This is a genomic window from Mycobacterium sp. 141, from assembly GCF_000382405.1.
Lineage (GTDB): Bacteria > Actinomycetota > Actinomycetes > Mycobacteriales > Mycobacteriaceae > Mycobacterium.
This window is the reverse complement of record NZ_KB908255.1, coordinates 455,856-469,111: the sequence shown is the minus strand read 5'-3', so window position 1 is coordinate 469,111 and position 13,256 is coordinate 455,856. Positions and strand designations below refer to the sequence as shown.

11 protein-coding genes are annotated in these 13,256 nt (G+C 67.0%); 2 read left to right on the top strand and 9 right to left on the bottom strand.

What is annotated here, in order from left to right:
- Nucleotides 1-3: 3 nt before the first annotated feature.
- The 3 genes from H276_RS0102355 to H276_RS0102345 are packed head-to-tail and all read right to left on the bottom strand — an operon-like array spanning nucleotide 4 to nucleotide 2,875.
- Nucleotides 4-777 carry a 3-oxoacyl-ACP reductase gene (locus H276_RS0102355; protein ID WP_019969702.1) on the bottom strand — a complete coding sequence of 258 codons (774 nt, stop codon included), beginning with the start codon at nucleotides 775-777 and terminating at the stop codon, nucleotides 4-6.
- Nucleotides 777-2,156 carry an aldehyde dehydrogenase gene (locus tag H276_RS0102350; protein ID WP_019969701.1) on the bottom strand — a complete coding sequence of 460 codons (1,380 nt, stop codon included), beginning with the start codon at nucleotides 2,154-2,156 and terminating at the stop codon, nucleotides 777-779. Before H276_RS0102350 ends, H276_RS0102355 begins: the two co-directional genes overlap by 1 nt.
- Nucleotides 2,153-2,875, bottom strand: a complete 723-nt coding sequence (locus tag H276_RS0102345) for a gamma-glutamyl-gamma-aminobutyrate hydrolase family protein (RefSeq protein WP_019969700.1) — start codon at nucleotides 2,873-2,875, stop codon at nucleotides 2,153-2,155. The genes H276_RS0102350 and H276_RS0102345 overlap by 4 nt, the downstream gene beginning before the upstream one ends.
- Nucleotides 2,876-3,247: 372 nt before the next feature.
- On the opposite strand from H276_RS0102345, the gene H276_RS0102340 reads away from it, so the two are divergent.
- Together H276_RS0102340 and ngg are read left to right on the top strand one after the other, a co-directional pair.
- A complete protein-coding gene (locus tag H276_RS0102340; protein WP_019969699.1) occupies nucleotides 3,248-5,056 on the top strand; it encodes an N-acetylglutaminylglutamine amidotransferase in 1,809 nt (602 codons plus the stop codon).
- A complete protein-coding gene (ngg, locus tag H276_RS0102335; RefSeq protein ID WP_026356503.1) occupies nucleotides 5,053-6,840 on the top strand; it encodes an N-acetylglutaminylglutamine synthetase in 1,788 nt (595 codons plus the stop codon). Before H276_RS0102340 ends, ngg begins: the two co-directional genes overlap by 4 nt.
- A gap of 14 nt (nucleotides 6,841-6,854) precedes the next feature.
- Here ngg and H276_RS0102330 read toward each other — a convergent pair whose 3' ends face one another.
- The 6 genes from H276_RS0102330 to H276_RS0102305 all read right to left on the bottom strand — a co-directional run bounded on the left by H276_RS0102330 (nucleotide 6,855) and on the right by H276_RS0102305 (nucleotide 13,104).
- On the bottom strand, nucleotides 6,855-7,418 hold the full coding sequence (locus H276_RS0102330; protein ID WP_019969697.1) for an alpha/beta fold hydrolase: 564 nt from the start codon (nucleotides 7,416-7,418) through the stop codon (nucleotides 6,855-6,857).
- A 90-nt stretch (nucleotides 7,419-7,508) separates the two neighbouring features.
- On the bottom strand, nucleotides 7,509-8,171 hold the full coding sequence (locus H276_RS0102325; protein WP_026356502.1) for a hypothetical protein: 663 nt from the start codon (nucleotides 8,169-8,171) through the stop codon (nucleotides 7,509-7,511).
- Between the two features lie 9 nt (nucleotides 8,172-8,180).
- Nucleotides 8,181-9,635: a cobyric acid synthase gene (locus H276_RS0102320; RefSeq protein WP_051111370.1), complete on the bottom strand. Its 1,455-nt coding sequence runs from the start codon at nucleotides 9,633-9,635 to the stop codon at nucleotides 8,181-8,183.
- A gap of 130 nt (nucleotides 9,636-9,765) precedes the next feature.
- Nucleotides 9,766-10,623 (bottom strand): type I methionyl aminopeptidase, encoded by an 858-nt coding sequence (map, locus tag H276_RS0102315; RefSeq protein WP_026356501.1) that lies wholly within the window; start codon nucleotides 10,621-10,623, stop codon nucleotides 9,766-9,768.
- 89 nt (nucleotides 10,624-10,712) lie between these two features.
- Nucleotides 10,713-11,300: a DUF1707 domain-containing protein gene (locus tag H276_RS0102310; RefSeq protein ID WP_019969693.1), complete on the bottom strand. Its 588-nt coding sequence runs from the start codon at nucleotides 11,298-11,300 to the stop codon at nucleotides 10,713-10,715.
- A 37-nt stretch (nucleotides 11,301-11,337) separates the two neighbouring features.
- A complete protein-coding gene (locus tag H276_RS0102305) occupies nucleotides 11,338-13,104 on the bottom strand; it encodes a penicillin-binding transpeptidase domain-containing protein (protein WP_019969692.1) in 1,767 nt (588 codons plus the stop codon).
- Nucleotides 13,105-13,256 lie beyond the last annotated feature (152 nt).

Sequence of the window (13,256 nt, the reverse complement as noted above, 5' to 3'; positions counted from 1 at the left end):
GTGTCACAGGGGTGTCACGTAGGCCGAGCTGATGCCCCCGTCGACCAGGAACGTCGAGCCCGTGATGAACGATGCGTCGTCACTGGCCAGGAACGCCACCGCGGCCGCCACCTCCTCGGGTTCGGCGAACCGGCCCAGCGGGATGTGCACCAGGCGCCGCGCCGCGCGTTCGGGGTCTTTGGCGAACAGCTCCTGCAACAGCGGAGTGTTCACCGGCCCGGGGCACAGCGCGTTGACCCGGATGCCGCTGCGCGCGTACTGCACACCGAGCTCGCGCGACATCGCCAACACCCCGCCCTTGGACGCGGTGTAGGAGATCTGCGATGTCGCCGAGCCCATCACCGCGACGAACGACGCGGTGTTGATGATCGACCCCCTGCCCGCGGGCACCATGTGCCGCAGCGCAGCCCGGCACGACAGGTACACGCTCTTGAGGTTGACGTCCTGCACCCGCTGCCACGCCGGCAGTTCGGTGTTCTCGATGAGGTCGTCTTCCGGCGGCGAGATCCCGGCATTGTTGAACGCGATGTCGACGCCGCCGAATGTCGAAGCGGCCGTGTCGAAGAGATTGTCCACGGCTGCCTGATCGGCGACATCGACGGCCACGAACAGACCTTCGAGTTCGTCGGCAGCGGCCTGGCCGGTGCTGGGGTCGATGTCACCCACCACGATCATGGCGCCCTCGGCGTGCAGCCTCTTGCCGGTGGCCAGTCCGATACCGCTGGCACCGCCCGTGATGACGGCTACCTTGCCGGCCAGTCGTTGGGTCAGATCCATTACAAGGACTCCTCTGCTCGATCTTCCACGGCGAAAAAGACGTTCTTGGTTTCGGTGAAAGACAGGGGCGCGTCCGGCCCCAGCTCACGGCCAAGACCGGACTGCTTGAAGCCGCCGAAGGGCGTGTTGTACCGGACCGACGAATGCGAGTTGACGCTCAGATTGCCCGATTCGACCGCGCGGGATACCCGCAGGGCACGTGACAAGTTGTCGGTCCAGATGGAGCCCGACAGCCCGTAGGGGGTGTCGTTGGCGAGCTCGACGGCTTCGGCTTCGTCGTCAAACGGCAGTACCGTGACCACCGGGCCAAAGATCTCGTCGGTCACCGCGCGGTCGGTGCGCTGCGGGGTGAGAACCGTTGGCGGGAACCAGAATCCGGGGCCATTCGGAGCGGAACCCCGAAATGCGACGGGAGCGTCATCGGGTATGTAGGAGGCCACCGACTCCCAGTGCGGACGCGACACCAGAGGCCCCATCTCCGTGGCACGCACTGTCGGGTCACCGACCACCACACCCTTGACGGCCGGCTCCAGCAGTGCCATGAAGCGGTCGCAGACGTTGCGCTGCACCAGAATCCGGCTGCGCGAACAGCAGTCCTGGCCGGCGTTGTCGAATACCCCGTAGGGTGCGGTGGCTGCGGCCTTTTCCAGATCGCAGTCGTCGAAGACGATGTTGGCGCTCTTGCCGCCCAATTCCAGGGTGACCCGTTTGATCTGGGTTGCGGCGCCGGCCATCACCCGCGTCCCCACCTCGGTGGAGCCGGTGAACACCACTTTGCGCACATCGGGGTGGGTGACGAAGCGCTCCCCCACCACCGAGCCCTCACCGGGCAGCACCTGGAAAAGATCCGGATCCAGCCCCGCCTCCACGGCGAGTTCTCCGAGCCGCATTGAGGTCAACGGGGTCCATTCGGCGGGTTTGAGCACCACCGCGTTGCCTGCGGCCAGCGCCGGGGCAAACCCCCACGCCGCGATAGGCATCGGGAAATTCCACGGGGTGATCACGCCGACCACGCCGAGCGGCTCGTGGAACGTCACGTCGAGGCCGCCGGCCACCGGAATCTGCTTGCCGCTCAACCGTTCCGGGCTGGCCGAGTAGAACTGCAGGACGTCGCGGACGTGCCCGGCCTCCCATTCGGCCTGTCCGATCGGATGCCCGGAGTTGGCCACCTCGAGCGTGGCCAGCTCATCGACGTGAGCGTCGACGACGGCCGCGAAGGCCCGCAAGGCCCCGGCGCGCTCCGCCGGCGCCAACCGCGCCCACCGCCGTTGCGCGGCCTTGGCGCGGGCCACCGCGTCGTCGACTGCCGCCTCGTCGAGCAGTTCGACGGTGCGCAGGACCTTTTCGGTGGCCGGATTGATGACTTGGGTGGTGCTCATGAAACCCTCTCTGTCGCATATGATCCGGCGGCTTCGACCAGGCCGCCGAACAGTCGTACGTCGTCGAGGCGTTCCTCGGGATGCCATTGCACCGCCAGCACGAACGCGTCGCCCGGAAGCGCCCGATCCCTCTCGATGGCCTCGACGACACCCTCTGCGGTGTCGCGAGCACCGACCACCAGGCCGTCACCGAGCCGGTCGATGGCCTGGTGGTGATAGCACTGCACATCGGCGTGATCCCCGATCAACGTGGCGAGCCGGGTACCCGGCACCGTCTGCACCGACGACGTACTGAACGCGGCATTGCCCCGCCGATGCCGGGTATGGCCGAGCACGTCGGGTAGGTGCTGGTGCAGCGTGCCACCGAGCGCGACGTTGAGCACCTGCGCACCGCGGCAGATCCCGAGCAGCGGTAGCCCGCGCCTCAGCGCGGCGCGCACCAGGGCGAAATCCCATTCGTCGCGGTGGCCCACAGGTTCGTCGGTCGACGGATGACGCGGCCGACCGTACCGGGCCGGGTCGACGTCACGCCCGCCGGTGATCACCAACCCGTCGAGCCCGTCGAGGATCCGCTCGACGATTTGCCCGCCGTCCGGCTGCGGTGGCAACAGCACCACGGCGCCACCACCCCGGTTTATTCCTTCGATGTAGGCGGCGGGCAGGAAACTGGCGTTCACATCCCACACGCCGGTCTGCACCCGCTGCAGGTAGGTGGTCATCCCGACCACCGGGCGAGCCCGCGCGTCAGCGCCGTCCAAAACCCGCACCCTTTCTGTCCGACGGTTACTTCCGGTAATCCGACCATTGCAATCACGACGGACCCGGCGATCCCGTCCCTAATATGCACGACTTTTTCGCTGAAAGGTAGGGCACCAGACCAATAACACGACACTCTTGGATCTCACCCTCGACACATTCGATTCAGCGAATCCCGGCTCGCGAGTTCGCCGCACCTGACCGGACTTGACGGAAGCGAATGCGTACGCGCCTATCTGAGCACGTGCCCGGTAGGCGTCGGCCTGAACTGGGAGAACCGGTCGGGACACGCCGCCAATGAGACACCGGCGCCCAATGCTTGTAGGGTCGAATTGATGTGTGGAGCCACCGGCGAGGTGCGTCTCGATGGCCGGTCACCCGATATTGCAGCGGTGTCGGCCATGACAGAGGCGATGGCGCCCAGGGGTCCGGACGCGGCCGGAGTGTGGTCGCAAGGCCGGGTCGCCCTGGGCCACCGCAGACTGAAAATCATTGACCTGACCGAAGCCGCCGCCCAGCCAATGGTCGACTCCGAACTGGGGTTGACCGTTTGCTGGAACGGCTGCATCTACAACTATCGGGAACTGCGCCGTGAGTTGTCCGCACACGGCTACCGGTTCTTCTCGCACGGCGACACCGAGGTGTTGCTCAAGGCGTATCACCACTGGGGTGACCGCTTCGTCGAGCACCTCAAGGGCATGTTCGCGTTCGCGATCGCCGAGCGCGAGACCGGCCGGGTGCTGCTGGGTCGCGACCGGCTCGGCATCAAACCGCTGTATCTGACCCAGGATGGGCACCGGATCCGGTTCGCATCGACGCTGCCGGCACTGCTTGCAGGTGGCGGGGTCGACACCCGGATCGACCCGGTCGCGCTGCACCACTACCTGACGTTCCATTCCGTGGTGCCGCAGCCGCGCACCATCCTGCGCGGGGTGAGCAAGGTGCCACCCGCATCGGTGGTCGCCATCGAGCCCGACGGCGCCGTCCGCACCACGACGTACTGGTCGCCGGATTTCAGCCGCCACGCGGACCGCGCCGACTGGTCGGAACGGGATTGGGAGGACGCGGTACTGGAATCGCTGCGGCTGGCGGTCGAACGCCGCTTGGTCGCTGATGTTCCGGTGGGGTGCTTGCTTTCCGGCGGTGTCGACTCCAGCCTGATCGTCGGGCTGCTGGCCGAGGCCGGCCAGCAGGACCTGTCCACCTTCTCGATCGGCTTCGAGTCGGTCGGCGGCGTGGCCGGTGACGAGTTCAAGTACTCCGACATCATCGCCAAGCGGTTCGGCACCGCGCACCATCAGATCCGGATCGGCACCGACCGGATGCTGCCCGCCCTCGGCGATGCCATCGACGCGATGAGCGAACCGATGGTCAGTCACGACTGTGTGGCGTTCTATCTGCTCAGCCAAGAGGTGGCCAAGCACGTCAAGGTCGTGCAGTCGGGGCAGGGCGCAGACGAGGTTTTCGCCGGCTACCACTGGTATCCGCCCATGGCCGCATCGAGCGCCGCCACGCTCGACGGAGCGGTGGCCGGCTATCGCGGCGCGTTCTTCGACCGGGACAGCGCCGGAGTGAACGCGCTGATCAGTGACGCCTATCGCGCCGCGACCGAGGATCCCAGTGGGGCTTTCGTCACGGACCACTTCGCCGTTCCCGGGGCGCAGACCGGGGTGGACCGCGCGCTGCGCCTGGACACCACGGTGATGCTGGTCGACGATCCGGTCAAACGCGTCGACAACATGACGATGGCGTGGGGCCTGGAGGGCCGGGTCCCGTTCCTCGACCACGAACTGGTCGAGCTCGCCGCGACCTGCCCGCCCGAGCTGAAGACCGCTCACGGCGGCAAAGGCGTGCTCAAACAGGCTGCGCGGCGGGTGATCCCGGCCGAGGTGATCGACCGGCCCAAGGGTTACTTCCCGGTGCCGGCACTGACCCATCTGGAAGGCCCCTACCTCGATATGGTCCGCGACGCGCTCTACGCACCGGAAGCAAAGGAACGCGGGCTGTTTCGGCCGGAGGCAGTCGACCGGCTGCTGGCCGATCCGAACGGCCGGCTCACGCCGCTGCGCGGCAACGAGCTGTGGCAGATCGCCCTGCTGGAATTGTGGCTGCAGCGCCACGGCATCACGGGGGCGGCGGCATGACCAGCGTGGATCCGGACGCCGGTAATCGCGCCGCGGCGCATCCGGAAGATGATCACACCGAGGCCATCACCCTCGGGCTGCACGACGCCTCTCCGCAGCACCTCGTCGACGCCATGGCCGACGATGTCGTACTCGAATTAGGTTGGGGCCGGCTGATTTTCGGGCAGACCTTCGCCGATCCCGAGAAGCTCGCCGAAGTGCTGGGCCAGGAAGGCCCGGGCCGCCGCGACATCTGCATATACGCTCGCGAGTCGCACGTGCTGGTCGCCCGCTCGCCTGCCGAACTGTTCATCGACCCGAGCCACACGTACCGGTTGCGGTTCAGCGAAGACCTGGCGGCACCGGAACCGATCGGCTTTAGCATCAGAACGCTGCGGGTCCGTGACGACGCTGACGAGATGAACCGGGTATACGTGCGGTGCGGCATGGTGCCTGCGCCGGTAGAGGTCATCTGGGACAACCACATCCGCAGTTCGGCGGTGTATCTGGTGGCGGTTCGCGACGACGGCTCGGTGATCGGCACCGTGACCGGCGTCGACCACCACAAGCTGTTCAGCGATCCGGAAAACGGATCGAGCCTGTGGTCGCTGGCCGTCGATCCGACCGCCGGCCTGCCCGGGGTGGGCGAGGCACTGACCCGCACCCTGGCCGGCATCTTCCGCGACCGGGGCCGGGCCTATATCGACCTGTCCGTAGCCCATGACAACGCTGCGGCGATCGCGCTGTACGAGAAGCTCGGGTTCCAGCGGGTGCCGGTGCTGGCTGTCAAACGCAAGAACGCCATCAACGAGCCGCTGTTCACCCATCCCCCGGAAACCGTCGACGACCTGAATCCGTACGCGCGCATCATCGCCGACGAGGCGATGCGTCGCGGGATCTGGGTCGAGGTGCTCGACGCCGGCGCGGGCGAGATGCGCCTGTCGCACGGCGGACGCAGCGTCGTCACCCGCGAGTCGTTGTCGGAGTTCACCTCCGCGGTGGCAATGGCGCGCTGCGACGACAAGCGCCAGACCCGGCGCATCGTCTGCGAGGCCGGTATCACGGTGCCCAACGGTCGGCTGGCCATGTTCGGCGGCGCCGATCACGAGTTCCTGGCCGAGGCCGGCGATGTCGTAGTCAAGCCCACCCGCGGCGAACAGGGCAAGGGCATCACCGTCGGGGTCGGCAGCGACGCCGAGTTGGACGCTGCGCTGGAGCGGGCCCGCGAGCAGCACCCCGAGGTGCTCATCGAACAGCGCGCTCCCGGCAACGATCTACGCTTGGTGGTGATCGACGGCAAGGTAGTGGCGGCCGCGATCCGAAAACCCGCCGAGATCACCGGGACTGGAGCACACACCGTCCGCGAACTCATCGAGGCGCAGAGCCGCCGGCGCGCGGCCGCGACCGGCGGGGAGTCCCGAATTCCGATGGACGACATCACGTCGGCCACGGTGGCCGAGGCGGGGTGGGCGTTAGACGACGTACTGCCCGAGGGCGAGCATCTGCGGGTGCGCCGCACGGCGAACCTGCATCAGGGGGGCACCATCCACGATGTCACCGCAGAGGTGAATCCCGAGCTGTGCCGCGTAGCCGTGACGGCGGCCGCCGCCATCGGCATCCCGGTCACCGGCATCGACTTGTTGGTGCCCGACATCACCGGCCGCGAGTATGTGTTCATCGAAGCCAACGAACGTCCGGGGCTGGCCAACCATGAACCACAGCCCACCGCAGCAGCTTTCATCGATTATCTGTTCCCCGGGCAACCCGGACTGCCGCAGGCCTGGATGCCGTCGCAGACGTCCTGAGCGCATGCGGCCGGCTACCAGGTGCTGGTGCGCATCACGATCTCGGCGGCCAGCTGTGCGGTCGACTCCTGCGCGTTGCGCCTACCGAGCATCTCCACCAGACGGAAGTCGCCGTAGACGAAGCGCTGGCTGGCCTTGGCCACCGCTCGCGCGGCCGGCGTGCTGACCAGAACGGTGGTGTTCATCTCCACCGCGGGGCAGCCCTCATCGCGGATCACCCCCGTGAGATCGGCGACGCGTGGGTGCCCGCGGTCCACCACGACCAGGCTGGTGAACCGGTCCAGCCGGGTCGCTGCCAATTCCCAGGCCAGCTCGCCACCGAGCCGGTCCCCCACCAGCACCGCCCACTTGACATCGAGTGAGTCGAGAATGCCGACCACAGATTTGGCGGTCAGCCGAGGATCGGGCGAGATGATGACGGTTCGGAGCGCCGCAGTATGCAACCGTTGGCATACCGCGCCGTACGCCGCGGGACCGTGATGGCCGGCTCCGAGCAGCACGACCGCCGAGCCTTTCTCAGGCCCGTCCACGTCGACGGGCACCGAAAAGCCGTCGATCGTCGCCACGCTGGTCAACATTGAGACAAACCTACCGCTCGGTGCTGGTATGCGGGTGGGAATCAGCCGGTCCTTGACGCTGACGTAAACGGTTCTGGCAGAGCGGATATGTCATCGAGCCTGGATGCGCTGCACCTGGTGGTCGAACGCGTCGAGAAAGGTCTGCGGCAACGTGGCTTTGACGGGTATGGCCGGGTTGTGGGTCGGGAAGGTGACCCCGAACACCGACCAGGACCCGACGTTCTCGAACGCGAAGTAGGCACTGCTCTCCGCCCCGCCCAGCTGCATGGTCTGTTGGTAGACCAGCTCCGACGGCCGCTCTGTCGGCAGCTTGGTGGTGGTGATCAGGATGCCTTCGTCGGCCGGGTCGAAGAAGGTGCGGAATTGCGCACACCGCTGCGCGGTCGCGTCGAGCTGGTCAAGGGGCAGCGGTGAGCTCAGCACGGTGATGACCATGCGCGCACCGTCGTAGGACACCACGTACTTGCCCGCACTGCCCGGGCCTCTCTCGGCCGAGCGCGCGATGACCCGGGTGAGCCCGTCGGAGCAGCCCTGTGGATTCGACAACATGGCCGGCGGCGCACCTGCGCCATCGGGCTCGCCGGGCTTCTCGATGATGCGGTCGTACTGCACTCCGGCCGGGAAATCTTCTGCGGTGAGCAGAACCTTCTCCAGGGTCGCGCCGGGCCAAGTCGGGGTGCCCGACACTATGGATGCACAACCGGTGAGCAGCAGCACTGCCAGTAATGGCACACCTATGCGGACCCCGATCATGGGCCTAGGCTACTCACTCGGCCCGTGCAGCGCCGTGCTCATGGTGGGTCGGCGCGGCGGACCGTAGGTCAGCAGGTCCATGACGGCGTCGGTGTCGAGATGCGCCGCGAGCAGATCGGCCATCAGGTCCAGCTGTGCGTCGCGCCGCGCGGCGACGTCGACGTCGTCGGCAACGACGAATCCGGTGCGCCCCGCGGCCTCGGCAGCCTCGGTGAGCCAGGCTCGGCGTACCGCGTCGTTGTCGAGGAGGCCGTGCCAGTGCGTGCCGTAGACGGCACCGCGCCGGATGCCCACACCGAGCCAATCCTGTTCCTCGGCGCCGACCAGCCTGCCGTGATGGATCTCGTAGCCGTATAGCGGAGTTTCCCAGTGCCGCAACGTTTTTTCCGGTTCGAACACGATGTCGGCGGCCAGCAGTCCGAGGCCCTCGACAGTGACCGCATCGGACGCTGCCGCTTCTACGGAGTCGTCGATCCGGCGGCACAGCATCTGGAACCCGCCGCACACTCCCAGCACAGCCCGGCCTCGCAGGGCGTGCGTGCGGATCGCCTCGGCGAGGCCTCGCTCGGTCAACCAGGCCAGATCACTGACGGTGGCCTTGCTGCCTGGGATCACGATGGCATCGACACTGCTGAGGTCCGCCGCGTCGGCCACCCACCGCACGTCGACACCTGGTTCGCACGCCAGCGCCTCGATATCGGTGGAGTTGGAGATGCGTGGCAGCCGGATGGCCGCGACCGTCAAGGTCTGCGCGCCGCGCGGTGGCTGCAGCGGGCCGACCAGCCCACCGGCCAGTACCGATGCCGAGTCCTCGGTGTCCAGCCAGATTCCGTCGTGAAACGGGACGATGCCGTAGGTCGGCCTGCCGGTCAGCTCCTGCAGCTGTCGCAAACCGGGTTGCAGGAGCGCCGGGTCACCCCGAAACTTGTTGACGATGAATCCTGTGATGAGTGCCTGGTCGGCGGGTTCGAGGACCGCGACGGTGCCGTGCAGGTGTGCCAGCAGTCCGCCGCGGTCGATGTCTCCGACCAGGACCACCGGCAGGTGCGCGGCGCGTGCCAGTCCCATGTTCGCCAGATCGGTTGCGCGCAGGTTGATCTCGGCGGGCGATCCGGCGCCTTCACAGATCACCGCGTCGAATTCGGCTCGCAGCGAGGCTAATTCGTCGGCCACCACAGTGGCGAGCCGGTCCCGATGGGTGAAGTAGTCGCCGGCGGCCACCGATCCGGCGACGCGACCGCGGACCACCAGTTGCGAGGTGCGATCGGATCCGGGTTTGAGCAGGATCGGATTGAACCGGGTGTGCGGTGCCAGCCTCGCAGCGCGGGCCTGCATTGCTTGGGCCCGGCCGATCTCGCCGCCGTCGACGGTGACCGCCGAGTTGTTGGACATGTTCTGCGCCTTGAACGGCGCCACTCGCACTCCCCTGCGCGCCAACAGCCGACACAGACCGGCGACCACCATCGATTTTCCGGCGTCCGAGGTGGTGCCGGCGACCAGCAGTGCACCGCTCACTTTTCCCGCGCGAGCAGACGTGAATGTCCCCGACACGCCGAGGAAACGGGGACCTCAGTGTCTGCTCGCGGGAAAAAGGTCACGGCAAGGTGAGAATGTCGGCACCGTCCTCGGTGACCACCAGCGTGTGCTCGAACTGTGCGGTCCACTTGCCGTCCTTGGTGGCCACGGTCCAGGTGTCGTCCCAGATCTCGTAGTCCAGGCCGCCGAGGTTGATCATGGGTTCGATGGTGAAGGTCATGCCCGGTTCGAGCACAGTCTGCACGGCCGGCTGATCGTAGTGCAGCACCACCAGACCGTTGTGGAACGTGGTGCCGATGCCGTGCCCTGTGAAATCGCGAACCACGTTGTAGCCAAACCGGTTTGCATATGACTCGATCACGCGCCCGACGATCGACAGCGCACGGCCCGGTTTGACGGCCTTGATGGCCCGCATGGTGGCCTCATGAGTGCGCTCGACGAGCAGACGGTGTTCTTCGGAGACGTCGCCGGCCAGGAAGGTCGCGTTGGTGTCCCCATGCACCCCGTCGATATAAGCGGTGACGTCGATGTTGACGATGTCACCGTCCTCGATCACGGTCGAATCCGGGATGCCGTGGCAGATGATCTCGTTCAGCGACGTGCAGCAGGACTTGGGAAATGCCTTGTAGCCCAACGTCGACGGATAAGCACCGTGGTCGATCATGTACTCGTGGGCGATCCGGTCGAGTTCGTCGGTGGTCACGCCGGGAGCGACGGCCTTGCCCGCCTCGGCCAGGGCCTGAGCCGCGATACGACCCGCGACCCGCATCTTCTCGATCACCTCGGGCGTCTGCACCCAGGGTTCGCTACCCTCCTGGACTGTCGGCTTCCATGCGTACTCAGGACGCGGAATCGACTTGGGCACCGGCAGGGTCGGTGAGAGCACGCCGGGGCGCAAGGCAGAACGTACAGACATACCGGTCAGGGTACCGATCGGCCGTGCTCGCCGGGCGACCAGTGGACCCGTCCGGGGGGAGGGCGTCCTGGTTGGCGATGCTCGACCCGCTAGCTACGTGTGCCGCGACCGAACCAGCCCTTGCGTGGGCCACGGATGTCCACCGAGCCGCACACCACGCGGCCGGTGAGGATGACGTGCGGGGTTCCGTCGGCGGGTGCGTCGCGCCGATGATCGGCGGCGCTGCCGACGATCACCTCCACATCGTCGATCGACGCACTCGCACCGTCGGGCAACCGCATCTCCAGCGAGCCGAATTTCAAGTCGAGCTCGATGACCACCATCGGTCCGGCGAACCGAGCCCGGGTGAGATCCAGTTCGACCGAACCCATGCGCCGCACCAACGCCAGACGGGTCGGCACGGTCCACTCGCCGTGCCGTTTGAGCGAACCCATGACGCCGCGCAGCTCGACCCGGTCGGCCGCCGACGTCACGACCGCTCCCGGCCCGGGCAGATCGCCCACCAGCGTGTCGAGGTCAGCCTGCAGCCGCGCCCGCGACACCAGAGCCGAACGCTCCTCGAATTCGTCGATCGCGATCAAACCGAGTGCGACGGCGTTGTGCAGGCGCCGCAACGTGCCATTGCGGTCCGCGTCCGAGACACGCAGCTCCACCGATTGCTCATTGATCCCGGTCATGACCTGTCCAGGCTACCGGGATCGGCGCTACCGCAGATCACCCCAGGTAGTCCGGCGGCAATCCCTCGAACATCGTCTTGCACATCCGCACCGCGTACTCCGAACTGCCACCGCCCACGATCAGCGCCGCGAACGCCAGATCCCCGCGGTAGCCGGCGAACCATGCGTGTGAGCCGCCGTTGTATTCGGCTTCACCGGTCTTGCCGCGCACATCGCCGAATCCGTTGATGTCCTTGGCCGTGCCGTTGGTCACCACCAACTGCATCATCGGCCGCAAGCCGTCGACCATCTTCTGCGTGATCGGCGTGCCGGCGCCGTCGATGGTTGTCTGGTGCCCCTCGATCAGCTGCGGCACGGGCGTCTTGCCTGCTGCCACGGTCGCGGCGGCCAGTGCCATACCGAACGGGCTGACCAGCACCTTGCCCTGGCCGAACCCATCCTCGGTGCGTTCGGCGAGGCTGACAGTCGGCGGCACCGACCCGGAGACCGTGGTGATGCCATCGACGTGGTAGTCGGGGCCGATGCCGTATTGCGCGGCCGCCTCGTTCAGTGCCCGTGGCGGCATCTTGCTCGCCAGCTCGGCGAACGTGGTGTTGCAGGAATTGGCGAAGGCCCGCGACATCGGCACCACGCCGAGGTCGAACGCGTCGTAGTTGGTGACGATGCGGTGGCCGATCTCCAGTGTGCCGGGGCACCCCAGCAGCGTGTTCGGGTTGGCCATATCGCGTTCGATCGCACCGCCCGCGGTGATGATCTTGAAGGTTGAACCCGGCGGAAACAGGCCTGTGGTCGCGATCGGTCCGTCGGCGTCGGCGGCGCCGTTCTGCGCGACGGCCAGGATCTCTCCGGTGGACGGTTTGATCGCGACGATCATCGCCTTGCGGCCGGTGGTGTTCACCGCGTTCTGGGCGGCATTCTGCACGGCCCGGTCGAGGCTGATGGTCACCGACGGCGCCGGGTTGCCGGGCACCTCGTTGAGGACGTCGACGTCGACGCCGTTCTGGTTGACGGTGACGACTCGCCAGCCGGCCTGCCCGTCGAGGTCGTCGACCACTGCCTTCTTGACCTCGTTGACGACCGCGGGTGCGAACGTCTCGTCGGTGGGCAACATCTCGTCCTGCGACGTGACCACGACTCCGGGTAACGCGTCGATGGCAGGGCCGACACGGTCGTGGTCGGACTGCCGAAGCGTGATCAGGCTCAGCGGCTGGGCCGACGAGCTGGCCTGCTCGGCCAGCTGCTGGGCATCCATCGTCGGATCGAAGGGGCGCAGCGCGTCGGCAACCGCCTTGGACGTCGACATCAGCGCGACACCGGCCGTCCGCGCATCCAGCCCGTAGTGGTACAGGTAGCCCGGAACCAGCACGTCGGTGCCGCCTCGTTCGTTGACTGATGCGCGGCGGGGCTGGTCGGCACGTAGCGCGAAGGTCTGGTGTTCACCCAGCCGTGGGTGCAAACCCGTTGCGCTCCAACGGACTTCCCAATGTCCCTCGTCGCGCACCATGTTGAGCTGACCGTCGTAGGTCCAGGTGCGGTTCTTCGGCAGATGCCAGGTGTACCGGTAGGTGACGCTGCCGGTGTCTTGCGCGTACTTCGATCCCAGGATCTGCGCGTCGAGCCGGGTGGCCTGCAGTCCAGCCCACGCCTCGGTCAGCGCGGTCTTGGCCTCGGCAGGCTTGTCGGATAGTGCGGATGCGGCTGCGGCGTCACCGGTGGACAGAGCCGCGAAGAACTTCTCTGCGGCCGGTTCCGGGCCGTCCGGCCGCGGCGTGCATGCACTGAGCGCCACAGCCGCCACGACCATCGCCGCGGTCAACAAGCTCGCCGTCCGTGTTACTGATGATGTTCGCGTTGCCATTGAGGCTGATGTTATGAACTCCAGGATGAGAATGGTTGGAGGCGCACCGTGATCGAAATGAGATGCACGCGAGCGGCGCACGTGGCCGCGCACGCTTT